Here is an 18148-nt window from a genome sequence, read left to right as displayed (position 1 = left end):
TACTGGCATGTCCATTTGTTTTTTATTCTAAAATCTTTATCTTAGAACTGTCGCGTCATTACTCACCCGTTGTTTTAGCATATTCTTCTGGTTAGGTAGCATATCTAAAGATTATTGATCGTTTGTGATAGAATTATCAAAGTTGTGTTATGCGCACTAGTTAATTAGTGGCTGTATCATACAGGATAACCAAAACTATTTTCATGAAAAAGAATCTAAGAAAAGCAGCTGCAGTAGTTTACGCTTCCACCTTCTTTACAAAATTATTTTTATTTTTCTTCCTTTGTCTGGCTTGCATGCATGCGAAGGCACAAAACCAAAAATACAAACCTGTTGTGTTGGACAGTGGTGCTGTGATCGTTTTTTCGCCGGACCTAAGATTAAAGACGGGACTCGAAGGAACTATTGAAATTATAGCATCATTCAAAAACCTCTCAAGCGTTAAAAAATCAGTTTATACAATTCTTCTAAATGGTAATGACGTACAACAACAATACAGTGTTTCAATAAAATCTGATCTGAGTACTATTCATTTTTCAAATGGAATCACCACTGCAGCCTGGTTTTTACCATACAAGGATGCAAATTTTCACCAGTTAGTATTTGTAACACAAAAGGATCGTACAGATTTTTATTGTGACCAGAAAAAAATAACACCTAAGTCATCGTTGGCAAAAGTAAGGTATGGTCCACGCTATGATTTCAAGAACGAACTTCGTATTGGTGATGAAGAGAATGAAGATTTGCAGTTCAGCATAGCAACATTGCGGTTATGGCATAAAAAACTAACAGTGCCGGAAATGCAAAAAACGTCATTGAATTATGGAGCGCCACGTAAAGGCATTGTTGCCGACGATTCATTATTCACCGGCTTGAATGGTTATTCCTTTTTTACTTCTGAAACGGAATCTTTTTTTTACACAAGCCCGGATATCTCTGTTACTCCTTATGCCGGTGTGGCACACGGCAACTATTACGTTTATATGAATGACGACACTAAGTCACATTTATCCACTGAGATTGTTTCATTGCTGATCAACAAAAATCCGATGGGGGCAGGGCCTCTTATACCTATACTCGCAAAAACAAAAAATGGGTCTTTAAGCGATACCTCCTTTGCATATACGCAAGCAATATCAAAAAATATTTTTATCACAAGTGGTTTTGATACAACAAATTTCCCGATCGTCTCAGGCCGTTTTCGTGATTTTATGAAAAATCCTTCACTGCCGCCAGCAACCACGATCGATTCGTTGCCGATAAAAGATCGCTCGATCAGGCGGATGTTTGGCACCTATAATGGTAGCCATATCATTGCACTCAATTTTGTAACAAGTTCAAATGATACGATAGTTATTTGTAGTGGTAAACCGGGAGGGCTTCAACAGACTTTTTGTATCGACATACCACGTTACTCAGATTTCCGCGGTTTTATCCTCAGGCAGGACAGTATGTTGAATTCAATTGCCTTTCTATACTCAAATGATATCTATGCCGTCGATGACTTTACAATGCTCAATCGAATCAGTGCATCTGGTCATTGGCTGGCAGAAGGACAAACACCACCTAAACGAATAGAAATAAGTGATACTTCCCACTTCGCAAATGTCCATGGCAACTATTCAGCAGCTCCCGTGTATACCATTATGGATATGATCCAGGATTCAGTGTATATTTTGTATGTGGACAATAGCGCTGACAGTGCGAACAGTTTTTTCACAATGACCAAAAGCAAGTTTTCCACTTTCAAAAAGAAAACCGAGCTCAGTGCATCCGATTCTTCATTAATAAAACGATTTACTAATGAAGACTGGGCATATATCGATGGTAATGCAACTGTGACGGCCAACCAAACGGGAGTCACCATTTATCCGCAGGATATCAACATTGCAAGTTTGCCCTTGCAACTGGTAAGACCTCAGGTGAAGGAATCTTCATTTGGAGATAAGATCGCATGGGGAGGCACATTCAGTCAGGATCAACGACCCGCACTGAGCAAAGCCAATTTTGTTGGCTATAATATCCTGACAATGGATCCCACCAACTTTCAAAAAGATATTTATAGTTTTAAAGAGATCTTTGCCTACCCGAAAGAAGGCAGCTACGATTATTATACCACCGATAACCGTATTATCGTTCCCAGTGGATTATTATATCGCAACGATAATGTAGGTATTGAGAAAATGAAATCTTTTACGGCAGATTCTACAATGGAATATTCTAATGGCTGGGGAATTAATGTCGGCGCCAATGTGGGGGTACCTGAGGTATTTTCTTTTTCAGAAAATGTGCGGTATCAGCAGGAACAAAGCCAGGCATTTAGCGGAGGTTATTCAAAATCTGTTGCAAGAACTGTAGTGGGGAAATATGCCCTTGTACTTGATAAGGGCACAATGCTACTATCGAACGGATTCAGGAATGCTGTCAGCAGGCTTCGCAATGATTTTGTCAATGGACTGATCCCCGACTATTGGGGATTCGTTAAAGAGTTCGGTACGCATTATGCGTATGCTATCACTTATGGTGGCATGGCATTCCTGGAAGTAACTTCAAAATTTACCGATCGTGACAGCGCCCAGTCCAGGTCCCTGGCTATAGAAGCGAAAGCAGAAGGCATAATCGAAGGTCTCTCGTTAGGCGGTTCCATTGGTTATTCTCAACAGTTTTCTACATCAGGCAGCAAAACAACTGATGCACAACATGTGAGATTTGGCACCTTTGGCGGAAGCATGTCTACCGGTCAATCCTGGTCATTGCAACAGGGAGAAGAGGTTCCGATTCTCATGGACCTTCGTCCAATTTGGGATCTGTTTAGTCCAACATTTTTTGATGACCCCGCCATTTGGTCCTCCATGCGAGGCGCATTAGAACAAACAATCCTTAACAAAGGCATTTTTAAGGACAGTTTAATTCCATGTCCTGTGATTGACAGCACAATATTAACAGTTGAATTATCCCACCCCTTGGAAATGGGCTCAGGATACCATATTGGCTATCTAACTAACAAAAATGATACGGTGGAATTCGAAATGGATAAGGCTGATACATTGTTAATCCTTCCTTTCGGATCAAAGAACATATACACCTATGCTTACAAGTATGGAGTTCGTACCCCAAATTATCCATATAATCCCGCCTGTTGGGACCCGCAAATGAAAGTGATAATTTACTTTGAAGGTTACAATAACCGTACTTATAAAACTCTTAGAAAATGAAATTTACGATAATAGCATTTTTGTGTGTGATCGTTATGCTCTGTTTCCATGCCCAGGGACAGACGATCATTGACGCTAAAACCAAGAACACTACTGCGCCAAAAACTGCGAAAGATGACGACATTAAAACATCCTATGAGGCCAAAAAGAAAAAAGACGAAAAAGGAAAAGAAAAGCAGGGAGAGAAAAGAAAACGAGATCAGGAAGATGCAGACGATAAAAGTACCTCGACTAAAAGACCCCGGATCGATGATACCCAGGCCAATGATCAGCTGAAAATAAAAGAGCCCGGACTTGAAAGATTGGATGATGCAGATATCCTACGCATAACCGAAGCGAAGAATATGCTTGCGATGGATAAAATCCTGAGAGATCTTAAAAAAGCCGGAAAAATAACCGGAGATGAACGAGGAGGATATGCAGCAACTGTTAAGACAACCGAACCAACAGATTTCTCAGGACGAAGGGATATACAATCAATGCGTCATCTCATTACTAACTTTTATTATTTGTCCGGAACAAATGATCAGAAAAATAAACTGCCTGTAGAGTTTCAGCTAATGCGTCTCCGAAATAAGAATGGGGAAGAAAAATTTTTCATTGCTAGCAATAGCAGACGCTCACTTAATAATATTGAATCGACTTTTGATCTCTCCCCGGATGAGATCCTTCAGGAACTCACACAGGACTTTTCAAGTTTGGCCCCTAACAGTGTTGTGGAAGACCGAATAAAAAGATTCCAGCAGCGATTGGCCGAGATTTATTTTTATCCTGAAGACGACGACGAATTTACCGAGGGACGTGATTTTCTTCATGACATTTTGAATGCAATGCAGGATGACAATAAAATGATACTTGATCTGGTCAGAAAACCTACAAAAGAACTTTTGAGTGATCCGTTGAAGAATATTATCGAGAATAAAAGCAACTCCTTTTTTATTGTACATGGCCAAAATAACCTTCACGCTGAGATGAAGTTTATAAAAATGCTGGAGTTTATGCAGGAGGAAAACCCTCGCGTACTTGATGATTGTACGATAGACATTATAGGCACACGCCGTCCTTGCTCTGGTTGCAAGGGTACCCTGCAATATTTTTCCGAAAAACAAAAAAAAGATGATCACTCCGATCATGTCTGCGAATTAAACTTTACTCCTGAACAAGGCAGGGCATGGACGCAATCATTGCTTCAACTTGTTAGCACGGCAAGTGACAAGAAGCTATTGATTCCGATTGTCAGGTTGCTATTTGAAACAACGTACAAAAGCTCTGAAGGTGCCTGGAATAATGATGAGCGTTCAGATGATGATTTTTACGACGAAATGGATATTGACGGAAAAGATGAGAAAGACCAATAATGAACTTTGCGCCTTCTATCAACGGGTGGCTAGGCGACCAATTAATGTGGGACAAATGTCAATTGCATTGCTTTCATTGTAAGCGACCCTCAAACTGTCAGGTCATGAAATTATTTCAGGCGAAAAAATGGCACTCAGATATAATTTTATCCACAAAATCAAGGGCTTAAGATTCCAGTCTCGGGCACACAAAAAAAAGCAATCTTTTAAAGATTGCTTTTTTTATTCTTGGTGTCTGTATTTATTTGACCCAATTACTTCCAAATACAATATAGTAAGCCCATGTACCCGGACCATGAGCTACATCGATCCCTGCTCTCAATTTGAATTTTCTTGCTATCAAATAACGAAAACCGGTTCCATAACTCCATACCCAATCAGCAGCATCAAATTTATTCCAATCATTAAATGCTTTTCCTGCCCCGGAAAACCCCATAAGACTCCAGCGGGGTTTAATATCCCAACGCATTTCGATCTCTGAAAGAAGAGCTGTATTGCCCTGGTAACGTAATGCGGGTATTCCACGCATAGTAATATAGGGAAGCATATAAAACGGAGCGTCATTAAGAACCTGTTGTCCGTCAATCCGGAGCCCTGCTACTATTTTTTTTGAAACGGGTGTATACGCATACATGTACATGTTCAGTTTCCAAAAATCATAATCACTTCCAAGAAAATTGTCGGAAATGACAGCATCAGTATGAAGTTTTATTCCTTTGTCAGGAGTAAAAATATTATCCCTGCTATCCAATTCTACGATCCCTCCCAATTGACTTACGACCCGATCAAGTTCCAATGACTTTGCTACTGAGTTAAGAATCGTATCTCCTTTATAACTGGCATCAACCTTAACAAAAAGATATTTTAGCCCTGCATACCAATGAGAAAAACCAATTCTTTTAGTTGCCTGCAGCAAAAGAGGCATAGTTTTTAAATTAAACTTCAACTCTTTTTCACCCAATTGAGAAAGAGTTTTATAAAATGACACATTTATATTAGCATAGGCACCGCCAATCACATATTTGATCCTGCTCTTGATAAGAATACCAGAACGAAAAGCAGCGAGGGCCCATGTGTTGTTAACAGTATATAATGCAAGGCCGCCAGTTATATCCGGAGCTACATGAGTTGTTACCAGTTGTCCTTTTATTGAATCCTGGTAAGGATGATTTTTGTTTATAAACACCGGGATCATTGCCCCGCCGAATCCGCCGACAGCCGGCTCTGTAATGATCAAAGGAATTGGGATAAAACCATTTGCATCGATAAGATAATCACTCATATCAAATTTCTTGTCCAAAGAATCTTTTAGCGAGACATGCTTCTTTTGGGCAAATGTGAATGAGCATCCAAATAACGTAATAAAAAATAGCAAGCTATTTTTTATGCCAACGATCATGCTGAATAGGTTTAATTTTTTTCATAGACCTTCTCGCCACCTAAAAAAGTCTTCACCACTTTTATTTCCAATAATTCTTTTTCATTGGCCTTCATCAGGTCTTTATCCAATATTATAAAGTCTGCAAACTTTCCTTTTTCAAGAGAACCTTTTTCATGCTCTTCAAAATTTGATTTGGCTGCCCAGATGGTCATGCCACGCAGTGTTTCTTCACGGCTCAGTGCATTTTCAATTTGGTAACCATTCTCCGGCCAGCCCTTTGCATCCTTGCGTATCACAGCTGCATAAAAAGTTTTAAAAGTGGAAATATCTTCAACAGGAAAATCTGTTCCGAGTGGTATCCATCCATTTTGTTTCATCAGGTCTTTAAATGCATAAGCTCCTTTTACTCTTTCACTACCCAACCTGTCACCGGCCCAGTACATATCGCTGGTAGCATGTGTTGGTTGTACAGAAGGAATGATAGAGTTAGCTCCAAACAAATTAAAATCATTTTTATTTACTACCTGTGAATGTTCAATCCGCCAGCGCAGATCATTTTTTCCTTTCAGATATTTAGCATAAATATTTAAAATAGTACGGTTGCCACTATCGCCAATAGCATGTGTACACATTTGAAAACCTTTATTGTAAATGCGGTTTGCCACCGAATCAAAATGTTCTGGATTACTTAATAAAAATCCATAATGCTTAGGTTTATCGCTGTATGGTTCCAATAAACATGCACCTCTTGAACCGAGTGCACCATCGCCATACACTTTAAAGCTTCTTACATTTAGCCGGTCAGTTTTTATAGCGCCGCTTTTTTCCAGGTAATCATAATTGGATGGTTCATCACTCAGCATTACATACAAACGCATTTTCAGTTCACCCTTGCTTTGCTGGGTTTTTATTTTCTCTACAGATGCAGCACTTAAACCGCAATCATCAATTGTTGTGAGTCCAACTGCAAAACAGTTTTCTTCGGCTTGTTTAACAGCTTTTAGTATCTGCGCCTCTGAGTTGCGGCTTATTTTGGCTGACACTACATCAATAGCATTATCAATTAAAATACCGGTTAGCTTTCCATTTTTTACTTCCACTTCACCACCAGTCATTTTATCGCCGGGTTTTACACCTGCTTCTTCCAATGCTTTTATGTTTGCAATGGCAGCATGTCCATCTATTCTCACGAGCAATACAGCCCGGTCAGGAAATAGTTCATTCAGTTTATCATTAGTTGGAAATTCTTTCATTGCCCAGTCATTCTGATCCCAGCCGCGGCCAACAAGCCAGCCTTCTTTATTATCTGCTGCAAATGTTTTTAATTTTTCCAACGCATCCTCCCAACTGGTAGTGCCAACAAGGTTAGCTCTTGTGAGTGATTCAGCATAACCCATAAAGTGGGCATGTGCATCAATAAAACCCGGATAGATGAATTTTCCTTGTGCATCTAATTGTTCCTTTGCATCATACGATTTTTCCAGTTCATCTTTTTTACCAGTAGCAATTATTTTACCCGCACTCACCACCATTGCTTCTGCTGTGGAAAAAGCAGAATCAACGATATAAATAGTTGCATTGAATACAAGCAAGTCGGCTTTTTCTTTTTGAGAACATGAAATAAGTGTAACAAATAATATTGCCGCCGTAAATAATTTTTTCATAATCATCTTTTTAAAACCTATTAGTTGTGGTTTTTTAGTTTTTAAATTTCTCCGGATGTTGTTTATTAAAATCTGTTTTATCCTGGTATGCTTTCGCAGCGGCTAAGATAGTGGCTTCATCATATAAATTTCCAATCAATGTTATACTTTGCGGAGAACCGGTTTGGTTAAACCCGACCGGCATCACAACAACCGGATGACCGGTAAGATTGGTCAATGCCAGTTGTCTTCCTGAGAATGTAGGAATGATCACCACATCATAATTTTTCATGAATTCATTAAATGCTTTACAAAGCTGGTAGCGGTAGCGGTTGGCATTAATATACTCAACGGCCGGTATCATTTGTCCGCTGCGAAAACCATTAGGCCAGAAAAAACGATCCTGTCTTTCCACCAGGTCATCACGATTTGTTCTTGTAAGTTCATCAAATGCTGCTGCACTTTCTGCACCGAGAATGATGCTGATAAAATTTACAGGATATAAAACTGAATCCGGGAATTCAACAGGGGTCAGGTTTGCACCGATCGAACGATAAACATCCAGTACTTTCTGAGGAGCTGCATCTGCAGGCAATCTTTTAAAATAATTTTCAGCATAAGCAACTCTAAGTTTTGTAAAATCAGCCACACCATTATAGTTAAAAGGTTTGTCAACTGCACCGGGGTCTTTACCATCCGTTCCTTTAATATAATTAAAAACGATAGCGGCATCTTCAGCACTGCGACAAATAGGCCCTGCTTTATCGAGGCTCCAGCAAAGCACCATTGCCCCGCTGCGGCTGATCGATCCAAATGTTGGTCGCAAACCTGTTACCCCGCATCTTGTGGAAGGAGAAACGATTGAGCCCAACGTTTCTGTTCCGATTGCAAACGGTAACAAACCGGCTGCAGTTGCAGATGCAGACCCGGCAGATGAACCGCTTGAACCTTCATTCAGGTTCCATGGATTTTTTGTTTCACCACCAAACCATTTATTGTTTTGTGCTAATGCACCCATCGAAAGCTTTGCACATAATACGGCACCGGCATCTCTTAATTTTTTATACACGTATGCATCTTCATCCACATACTGGTCTTTATAGGGTGTACTGCCCCAGGTAGTTTTATATCCTCTCACAGCAAACAGATCTTTTAACCCATAAGGTATGCCATGCAACAAGCCACGATATTTTCCTGCTTTCATTTCAGCATCGGCACGCATCGCCTGCGCTATTGCTGTATCTTCAGTTAATGTGATAACGCATTGCAATGTATCACCCCATTTTTTTAAACGTTCAATAAAAAACTTTGTCAACTCGAGTGATGTTATTTTTTTCTCTTTGATCAATCCTGCTAATTCAGGAATAGAATAAAATGCGAGATCGGGTTTGTTTTTCGGAACCTGCACACCATAGCGGATCGAAAGCTCAACTTTTTGAGCTGTTCTTTTTATTTCATTTCCAAAAGGTATAGGGCTGAATGCAAAAGGGTAGGGGATGTCGTTTGTCGGTAAAGTTTTATGCATGCCTTGGTACAGTTGCAGGTTGTTACGGATATTGCCGATCATTGAATCGGCCTCTGAGTCTGAATATTCAAGATCATACAGCATTGCTGTGCTGCGTAATAATTTTATTGTGTCTTGCTTTGTTTGTGCTTTTACAGTAACAAAAAACAATAACAGGAAAGCAGTAATATAAATTCTCATATTATAATTTTTGAGAATGACAAGTTAAGCTCAAATTTTCAGTTACAAACCTGCTGTTTGAAGTAATTGGCCACAGAGAACCCCAGAGGGAATGGAGTTTCACAGAGAATTGCTGCCTTAACTCCGTGCAACTCTTTTTACACTTCGTGGTTCTCTGTGGCCTGAAATTCTATATGAATTATTTCATTACCTTTTCGGGTAAAATAATTGCTATGAGAAAATTGTTGCCAGTAATAATTGTACTATCCATTGTTTCTGCATGTAACCAACCAAATAAGCCAAACAAAGATGGTAACCAGCCGGTATCCGCTTATTTCAATTATAGCGATAGTGGCGTTCAGATGGCCGGGATAAAAATGATCCCGATACAAACCCCTGTTGGAGATTTTAAAGTTTGGACAAAACGATTTGGCAATAATCCACGTATTAAAGTTCTATTGCTGCATGGCGGTCCTGCCGCCACAGGTGAGTATATGGAATGTTTTGAAAGTTTCTTTCCGAAAGAAGGGATCGAGTTTTATGAATATGATCAGTTAGGGTCTTATCGGTCGGATAAACCAACCGATAGCAGTTTATGGACAACAGATCGTTTTGTAGAAGAAGTAGAACAGGTACGCAAAGCAATTGGCGCCGATGCAACTAATTTTTATATACTCGGTAATTCATGGGGAGGAATTTTGGGTATGAGCTATGCTTTAAAATACCAGGATAATATGAAAGCATTGATCGTTGCCAATATGATGGCGAGCTGCCCCGAATATGGAAAATATTCTGAAGTGCTGGCAAAACAAATGGATCCGAAAGTGGTGGAAGAAATTAAAGCGATCGAGGCAAAAGGTGAATTTACAAGTCCGAGATATATGGAATTATTGACCCCTAATTTTTATAATGAACATATATGCAGGTTGAAAGAATGGCCTGAACCGGTAACCCGTTCTTTCAGTCATACGAATTATGAGATCTATAAAATGATGCAGGGCCCATCTGAATTTGGTATTGCAGGAAGATTAGCTAACTGGGATGTGAAAGCCCGACTGAAGGAGATAAAAATTCCTACCCTGATGATCGGAGCTAAACATGACACGATGGATCCTGAAGCAATGAAAGAACAAAGTACACTAGTGCAGAAAGGACGTTATCTTTATTGCCCCAACGGTAGTCATCTTGCTATGTACGACGATCAGCAGATTTTTATGAGCGGTGTGATACAATTTATCCGGGATGTCGATGGGGAGAACTTTAAATAACAATTCTATACTTAATGAGTGACTTGAACTGGAAAATTCTTAAATCCGAATATCTCTTCAGCGATCTGTGGTTTAAAGTAAGAAAAGATAAATGCGAAACACCTGGAGGAAAGATCATCGATCCTTATTATGTGTATGAATTCCCTACCTGGGTTACCGCAGTGCCTGTAACGGATGACGGAAGAATAATAATGGTGAAGCAATATCGTCATGCCTTAGGTGAAACCTGTATTGAAATTCCCGGCGGTTGTGTTGATGATACAGATAAAAATTTTGAAGAGGCAATTGCAAGAGAGCTGAAAGAAGAAACAGGCTATACATTCTCTTCATTTGAATATCTTGGCCCAACCTCTGCTAATCCTTCCACCAATAATAACCTCATGCATATGTTCCTGGCCAGGGGCGGCAAACTTACAAGTAAACAGGAACTGGATGGCAATGAAGAAATAGAAGTTGAATTATTGTCTGTAGATGAAGTGAAGCAATTGCTGAAAGATAAAAAGATTGTTCAGTCAATGCATGTTACCTGCATTATGTATGCATTGGAAAAAATGCATGAGCTAAAGTATTGACTTCTCCAACAAGAAACACACTCCCGCAAACAAGAATGAGATCGTCTTTATGAGCTTTATTTAAAGCATGTTTCAATGCCGTATTTACATCGGGATAAGCTTCTCCTTTCAAATTGAATTCCGCAGCTTTTTCTTTCAGTTGTTCAGCAGGCAATGCTCTGGGTATTTGAGCCTGGGTAAAATAATAACGAGCAGCATGAGGAAGGAGTGCTAAAACTTTTTCCACTTCTTTATCTTTAACAAAACCGGTTATAATATGCAGTTGACGATAAGTGGTGAGTTCAAGTTGCTGTACAATTTGTTTAATGCCATCTTCATTATGTCCTACATCCAATACAACAGTTGGATGTTCATGTATTAGTTCCCATCTTCCATGAAGCCCCGTGATCTTTTTTGTTTTGTGTAAAGCCTGTTTAATTACAGGCTCATCAATCTTGTAATACTTTTCACGCAAAACTGAACAGGCTTCAAGTACAGTTAATAAATTTTTAGATTGATAAATACCCGGCAGATCAAGATGATATTCTTTATGATCAGTTTTATTTTTCTCCTGTACTTCTGTGATCAGTTCATGTTTCTCCCATTTCCATTCTGTTGCACTTCTTTTTTCTGCTGCAAAATGTAATTCGCTATTTTTCTCTGCAGCTATTTTTTCAAATATGGGTTTAGTAACAGGGATCGTCTCACCAATAACAACCGGGATATTTTCTTTTATGATACCCGCTTTTTCAAAAGCGATCTCCTCCAGCGAATTTCCAAGTATATTCATATGATCCCAGCCGATATTTGTGATCACGGAAAGTTCCGGAGTAATAATATTTGTACTATCAAATCTTCCACCCAGCCCAACTTCGATCACAGCGATATCTACTTTTTGCTGTACAAAATATTCAAAAGCCATTGCAACAGTGATCTCAAAAAAGCTTGGTTCAATTTCTTCGATCAACGGTTTGATCCTTTCTGTAAACTCAATTACAAAATCCTTGTCGATCATTTCCAGTCTGCCCATACCAGAGCATTTAATTCTTTCCCTGAAATCTTTTAAATGTGGCGAAGTATATAATCCTGTTTTATAACCAGCCGAATGAAGAACAGCAGCCAGCATATGGCTTACAGAACCTTTACCATTTGTACCGGCAATGTGAACTGATTTAAATTTCTGATGCGGATTACCAAGAAACTCACAAAGCCGTAACGTATTCGTAAGGTCTTTCTTAAATGCAGCAGCGCCTATCCGGCTGAACATGGGCAGACGGGTAAACAAATAATCTATTGTTTGCTGGTAGTTCATTGTTCAGGCTTTTTGACAACTGCGATCTTAATGATACCAAATACAATTCCGATTCCGCAGATTATAGAACCAATGGTTATCATTTCATCGGCGCTTGGCCAATGCCTGATTTTAAACAATATGCCTGTAAAACGTATAAGGAAGCCTATAAGAAAAATAATTAACGGCCATCTTAAATAGTAAAGTCCATTCATCAAGCAAAAATAAGAATGGCATCCCGATTAATGAGATGCCATTTCAAATGAAATATTTCCTGAACCTATCCTTTGACTTTGAAATCAAATACTATTGTTGTTTTTGCACCTTCTGGATATTTAGGATAAGTCAATTGTGTTGCCCTGCGTTTTGCAATGTCAATTTGAGTTCTATTACTCAAAGTGGAACCTCTGGGTTGAAAAGTCGACGAGATTATTTTACCGTTAGCATCTACAACAATATCTAATGCTACCTTACCACTTTCATTAAAATCATCTTCAAAATTTGCTCCAGACATGCTTATAACTCTAACACCTACGTTTTTTGGTGTACCAGTATAGACTGTTCCCGTTGGTGAACCACCCGGCACACCCTGATCACCACGACCACCTGCTATACCTTCACCAGTTCCTTTTTGATAAGTCTCAGCCCCATTTCCACCACTACCACTGCCACCTCTTGTACTTGTCATTTGCGCACCTTTTTTAGGCTGAGGTGGTGCAGGTGGTGTTGGTTTAGGAGTAACCTTTACAACTTTATTTTCTTTGTTTATTTCTTTTGCTTCAGGTTTTGTAACAGCCGGCTTAAAAACTTTCGGTGCTTCTTTCTCTGCCACATCTTCTTCAATATCTTTTGCATCATCCGACTCAGATTTTTCGGGAGCTGCAACAGGAGTATAAGCGATCTGTTGCTGAGGTGCAGGATCACCCGGTGTCATCGGCTGATCGGTACCTGAACCGAAATCATCAACACCTAAGTTGATCTCAATAAATTCTCCCTGTGGTAACAACGCCTGCAGATCGGGCAACTTCCATTTCCACAAAAACATGATGAGTACTAATGACGCAGCAAAGCCTGCTGTGATCAATGTAGCCCGCCTGTTCTTTTCTTTTTCAAAAGTCTGTGACATTGTGGTTGCGTAGTAGTTCATACAAATGTAACAAGGTGGATTTTTGAGTTCAAGTCATTCTTGTTCACACCTGTTGATAGAACGATGCAAAGCCTGTGCAACTTGTCTGCAGACGCTGATAATTAATGTTAATTTTTTGATAACGGGCTGTAATGCTACTATGATGCTTTACTTGCGACGCTCCGTTCATCAGCATTACTTCTATGTGGCAATTACCCGAACCTTTTATAGAGCCAGAAAGGGAGGAGTTTCATGAGCTTTCCAATCAGCCACCAGCGTTTGCTGATATACACCCGGCGTTTCTTTTTTTCAATGGCATCCAGGATTTGAAGGCTGGCTTTTTCAAGCGGAACACTCCAGAATACTTTATTGCCCTTTGCCATTTTTGTATTTACAAAACCGGGCTCTATTCTCGTAATTCCGATATCTTTTTTCATGCGAAAAGCCTTGATTGCCAGCCCTTCAAAGTAGTTGCTTTGAAAAGCCTTTGAAGCACTATAAGCAGGCGCCCAGCTATTGCCGCGATGTGATGCAATAGATGAAAGAGTGGCCAAACGGCCATGGCCTTGTTTGACAAAATAATTAAAAGCCCAGTTCGAGATCTCTATAAACCCGTTCACATTTATATTAACAGTCATTTTATCCAGTTGCCAGTCCAGTTCCTTACTTGGCTCGCCAATGCCTGAACTATAAACAAGGATATCCAACCCACCCAATTTATTTATCAGCGATTCCAGTTTTGAAATGTTTTCATTGCCTCTAACATCAAAGCACTCAGTTTCGATCAATGTTGGAAATTGCTGTTGTATTTCATTTAGCAATTCATTACGCCTGCCTGTGATACCAACCTTATATCCTTTTGCTGCATACAACTCTGCCATTCTTCTGCCTATACCTGATGTGGCGCCAACAATAATGATTTTCATTTTTTAATCTGATTTGTTAAGTAACCGCAACACACTTGGCAAACCCACTAATGCTCCAAGGCCGAGTATTGCAAAAGTATTTCCGCCGCTTAAAAAACCACTGGAGTGAAAGAGCCGATCAAAAACATAAAGACTAATAGTAGTGATAGCAAACCCTATTGAATTATAAATAGTAAGTGCAGTTCCTCGTAATTCTTCCGGTGCATATTGTGCTACCAGTGTTGAAAGTTGCGGCGAGTCGGGTACAACTGTAAATCCCCAGATAAATAAAAATGCAAGAAAAACCAGGAGCGGTAATGAATAAATGAATGGAGATAAAAAACAACAGATACCAGATATGAGCAATGCAACGAATGCTACTTTAGCACTACCAACTTTAACTGATAAATATCCTCCAACAATACTTCCTATTGCACCGGTCGCAATTACTAAAAAACAGATAAACGAAATATCCAGTGACTGTTTGTTTTTCGTTGCATACAACTCAAGCATCAGCGGCAAAAAACCCCAGAACGCATAGAGTTCCCACATATGTCCGAAATAACCGATAGCAGATTGTCTCCATTTTTTTGAACCAAATATTTTTCCAAATGCATCCCATCTAAAACCGCCTGATCTTTTTCTATAGGGGCCGTTGCCAACAAACAGGATCATCATTAATCCACCTGCAACAGCAAAGAGTGATGTGATATATAAAACCGTTTTCCAGGGCAGATCAAACTCACGGTTTTTTAGCAAATGCGGAAAAGCTGTACCAAAAATCAATGCACCTAATAAAAAGCCCATCGCTTTACCTAAACCTTTTTCATACCAGTCGGCTGCTATTTTCATTCCTACCGGGTAAATACCCGCAATAAAAAAACCTGTGAGGAATCGAAAAAAGAATAAAGAATTTCCATCTGTTGCAAACCATACAACCAGTAAATTAGAAAATGCACCCAGTAACGAACTGATAAAAAATAATTTTACAGGAGAGAAACGATCTGCAAGCGAAAAGAATGCAAACACCAATGTTCCTATTATAAATCCAATCATAACAGCTGATGTAACTAAACTTATTGCATATTGACTCAACTGCAATGATTGTTTTAACTCCGGTAAAACTGCATTGCCTGTAAACCAAAGAGATGTTCCCGCAAATTGCGAAAGAACAATTAATGGCAGAATATGTTTGGCGTTTTTTCTCAACAGTTTGTTTGATAAATGTAAATATAGTATTGATGTAATAAATGAACTGAAAAATGATGCTCATGCTGATCGCAGGTTTGTAATAATAATACCTGCAAATACAAGTATCATACTGAGAATATGTATCCAGCTAAACTGCTCATGTAAGATGATAACGGCTTCAATACTGCTAAATACGGGGATCAGGTTTCCAAATAAAGCAGTTCTTCCCGTACCCAATACTGCAATGGCTTTGTTCCAGATATAAAAACAAATAACCGATGTGCCAAGACCGAGATAGAGGATCGTTAAAATATTTGAAGTATTGACCGCAATGCCGCCTTTATTGTTTAATTCAGAAAAATAGAACGGAAGAAGAATAAGGGTACCCAAAAGAAAAACGGTGAAAAGAAAATTGGCAGGATGCATTGCCTTTGGTTTCTTTTTTACCATCGTGTTATAGATCGCAAAGGAAAGCGCAGCAGCTAATATCCACCAATCACCTTTTGTAAATCTGAATGAAATAAGATTATGGATGTCTCCTTTACTTAGCAATAACAATACTCCAAGAACGCAAACGGTCATTCCGACGATCCTTAATGTTGAAATTTTTTCCTTTAGAAAGATTCTTGCAAGAATAACTGACATAATGGGAGAGGAGCAAGTGCCAAGTATAGCCATATTGATAGCACTTGAATAATGTCCTGCTACATATACAAACGTATTGAACATACTGACCCCTGTAACAGCAGCAAGAAAAAAGAACCAGAAACTTTCTTTGATGATCTTTAGTTCTGTAAAAAAATACTTCCATGCAAATGGGGCGATGATAATTGTGGCCGTAAGCCAGCGATAGAAAGCAAGTGTAACGGGGGGAATATCTTTGATTACACCTCTTGCTATAATAAAATTGCCTGACCATATAATAGTAGCCAATACAGCAAGCCCGACGCCGGTTAATATCTGTTGCCTATGATGATGTTCATGTTGCATTGTTGCGGACGAAGTTAGTAGTTAAGTTGTATTTCATCCGGGGCTAAAGCCCCGGATGTGGGTTTGTGTATTCATATCATCCCCAGCCTAAAGTCTGAGGCAAATTTCCGAAGAAGCTAATCAGGCGGGATACTATGTTTGAAGTAGTATGAAAAAATAGCCCCAGCCTTTAGGCTGGGGACAAGTAATGTAGTATGATGCCGGGGCTTTAGCCCCCAACAAATCAATGTGCAAAATCCATTTCAAAATTTCCTTTGATGCGTTCTATCGAAGGATTGAAGTAACCGAATTTCAGATCAGCGAATTCTTCACGTAACAGTTCCATCAGTTGTTTTACTCCCATACATTCGCCGGTATCTGTTACACCAATTTTACCAAGATACCAATCCGGGTCAATATTAAAATTGCGCCACTGTATCATCTTCAGTCCTGTTTCTTTAATCAGCTTGCGTAGCGCTTCATATTCAGCAACACTATCCGTCATGCCAGGGAAAACAAAATAGTTGATAGATGTCCAACCGCCGTAACTGGTTACTACTTTCAGGCTTTCAATGATATCATCAAAATCATAATTGTTTGGCCGGTAGTAAGGCATATAAATTTCCCTGCGTGCTGAGTTAGTGCTTAGGCGCAGTGAATTTAATCCTGCTTCGCATAATGCTTTTACTGCTTCAGGGTTAGAACCATTTGTATTGATATTGATGCTTCCTTTCTTTGTATGTTTTCTTATTTCAATAATTGCATCGCGGAGAACATCCCACATCAGCAACGGCTCGCCTTCACATCCCTGGCCAAAACTTATTAAAGGGTATGGCGCTGTTTCAAGGTGCGGAACTGTAAACTCAACAATTTCCTCTGCTGTTGGTTTGAATGATAAGCGATCTTGTGTTGAAACGATCGGTTCTTCGTCAGGTTGTAAAGAAATGCAACCAACACAATTTGCATTGCATGCAGGTGATGCAGGTACCGGGCATTCCCATCTGCCCAATGAAAAGTTTCTTGCAGCAGGACAATTATAAGTAAGACAGCAATTTTCCATCAGGTGTTTTACCAAACGATTATGCGGATAAGCTTTTAATAAATGCTGTGCGCCACTTTTAATTTTTGTTTGATCGTAACCTGAACACTCCTGTCTTATATCCTGCTCAATTCTTACAGCGGGTACATAAAACTTATTATCATGCCAGCCTGTTGCTGTATAACAAAACAAAGGGAGCACCGGCGCATCTTTTTCTGATTCATAAGCAGCTAGATACAATCCTGTATGTGCCGGTGGAATAAATGCAGCAACAGCCCATCCTTTTTCACATAAACGCATTTCACCCGTCTTTACATCGATCCCAATTCCTTTTCTTCCCGGTAATTCGTATAGTGAACCACCATCCGGTAATTCGATCCAATCTTCTTCAGGAATAGGAAATGCATCCCATCCGCTACGGCCGGTTGTATAGAGTGACTGGTCTTCGAAAATATTTCCCTTGCCATCAGAATAGAGAATGTATGGTGAGTGAGAGAGGTTCATGTTTGTTTGTTATCAGTTGTCCG

Annotated in this window: 14 protein-coding genes; 4 read left to right on the top strand and 10 right to left on the bottom strand. The window is 39.5% G+C overall.

The features are described from left to right. Positions 1-203: 203 nt before the first annotated feature. Positions 204-3215 carry a hypothetical protein gene (locus tag E6H07_16695; protein TMI63036.1) on the top strand — a complete coding sequence of 1004 codons (3012 nt, stop codon included), beginning with the start codon at positions 204-206 and terminating at the stop codon, positions 3213-3215. After that, entirely contained in the window at positions 3212-4573 is a 1362-nt protein-coding gene (locus tag E6H07_16690; protein ID TMI63035.1) for a hypothetical protein, read from the top strand. Before E6H07_16695 ends, E6H07_16690 begins: the two co-directional genes overlap by 4 nt. A gap of 241 nt (positions 4574-4814) precedes the next feature. Here the strand turns inward: E6H07_16690 and E6H07_16685 are convergent, their stop codons facing one another. Genes E6H07_16685 through E6H07_16675 form a run of 3 tightly spaced genes read right to left on the bottom strand, consistent with a single transcriptional unit; the run spans position 4815 to position 9302 of the window. Further along, positions 4815-5972: a hypothetical protein gene (locus tag E6H07_16685; protein ID TMI63034.1), complete on the bottom strand. Its 1158-nt coding sequence runs from the start codon at positions 5970-5972 to the stop codon at positions 4815-4817. A gap of 11 nt (positions 5973-5983) precedes the next feature. Next, complete coding sequence (locus tag E6H07_16680; GenBank protein TMI63033.1) at positions 5984-7618, bottom strand: amidohydrolase; 1635 nt, start codon at positions 7616-7618, stop codon at positions 5984-5986. Between the two features lie 34 nt (positions 7619-7652). Beyond that, positions 7653-9302 (bottom strand): amidase, encoded by a 1650-nt coding sequence (locus E6H07_16675; GenBank protein ID TMI63032.1) that lies wholly within the window; start codon positions 9300-9302, stop codon positions 7653-7655. Between the two features lie 212 nt (positions 9303-9514). Here E6H07_16675 and E6H07_16670 point away from each other — a divergent pair, with 212 nt between their 5' ends. Next, on the top strand, positions 9515-10549 hold the full coding sequence (locus E6H07_16670) for an alpha/beta fold hydrolase (protein TMI63031.1): 1035 nt from the start codon (positions 9515-9517) through the stop codon (positions 10547-10549). Positions 10550-10563: 14 nt separating this feature from the next. Beyond that, on the top strand, positions 10564-11121 hold the full coding sequence (locus E6H07_16665; protein TMI63030.1) for an NUDIX hydrolase: 558 nt from the start codon (positions 10564-10566) through the stop codon (positions 11119-11121). Here the strand turns inward: E6H07_16665 and E6H07_16660 are convergent. The 7 genes from E6H07_16660 to E6H07_16630 form a co-directional block, all read right to left on the bottom strand. After that, positions 11081-12412 (bottom strand): bifunctional folylpolyglutamate synthase/dihydrofolate synthase, encoded by a 1332-nt coding sequence (locus E6H07_16660; protein TMI63029.1) that lies wholly within the window; start codon positions 12410-12412, stop codon positions 11081-11083. The two genes, E6H07_16665 and E6H07_16660, sit on opposite strands and share 41 nt — an antisense overlap. Next, complete coding sequence (locus E6H07_16655; GenBank protein ID TMI63028.1) at positions 12409-12606, bottom strand: gliding motility protein GldL; 198 nt, start codon at positions 12604-12606, stop codon at positions 12409-12411. The genes E6H07_16660 and E6H07_16655 overlap by 4 nt, the downstream gene beginning before the upstream one ends. A 65-nt stretch (positions 12607-12671) precedes the next feature. After that, a complete protein-coding gene (locus E6H07_16650; protein TMI63027.1) occupies positions 12672-13517 on the bottom strand; it encodes a hypothetical protein in 846 nt (281 codons plus the stop codon). A 212-nt stretch (positions 13518-13729) separates the two neighbouring features. Then, complete coding sequence (locus E6H07_16645; protein ID TMI63026.1) at positions 13730-14443, bottom strand: SDR family NAD(P)-dependent oxidoreductase; 714 nt, start codon at positions 14441-14443, stop codon at positions 13730-13732. 3 nt (positions 14444-14446) lie between these two features. Beyond that, entirely contained in the window at positions 14447-15631 is a 1185-nt protein-coding gene (locus tag E6H07_16640) for an MFS transporter (GenBank protein ID TMI63025.1), read from the bottom strand. 60 nt (positions 15632-15691) lie between these two features. Continuing rightward, positions 15692-16603, bottom strand: coding sequence for a DMT family transporter (locus E6H07_16635; protein ID TMI63024.1), 912 nt, complete (start codon positions 16601-16603; stop codon positions 15692-15694). A gap of 223 nt (positions 16604-16826) precedes the next feature. Further along, the gene (locus tag E6H07_16630) at positions 16827-18125 is read right to left on the bottom strand and encodes a radical SAM protein (protein TMI63023.1); all 1299 of its coding nucleotides are present in this window, start codon (positions 18123-18125) and stop codon (positions 16827-16829) included. Positions 18126-18148: the final 23 nt, after the last annotated feature.

The organism is Bacteroidota bacterium (assembly GCA_005882315.1).
Taxonomy (GTDB): domain Bacteria; phylum Bacteroidota; class Bacteroidia; order Chitinophagales; family Chitinophagaceae; genus VBAR01.
Note: the sequence above shows the minus strand (reverse complement) of the source record. Positions and strands in the feature narration are given on the sequence as shown.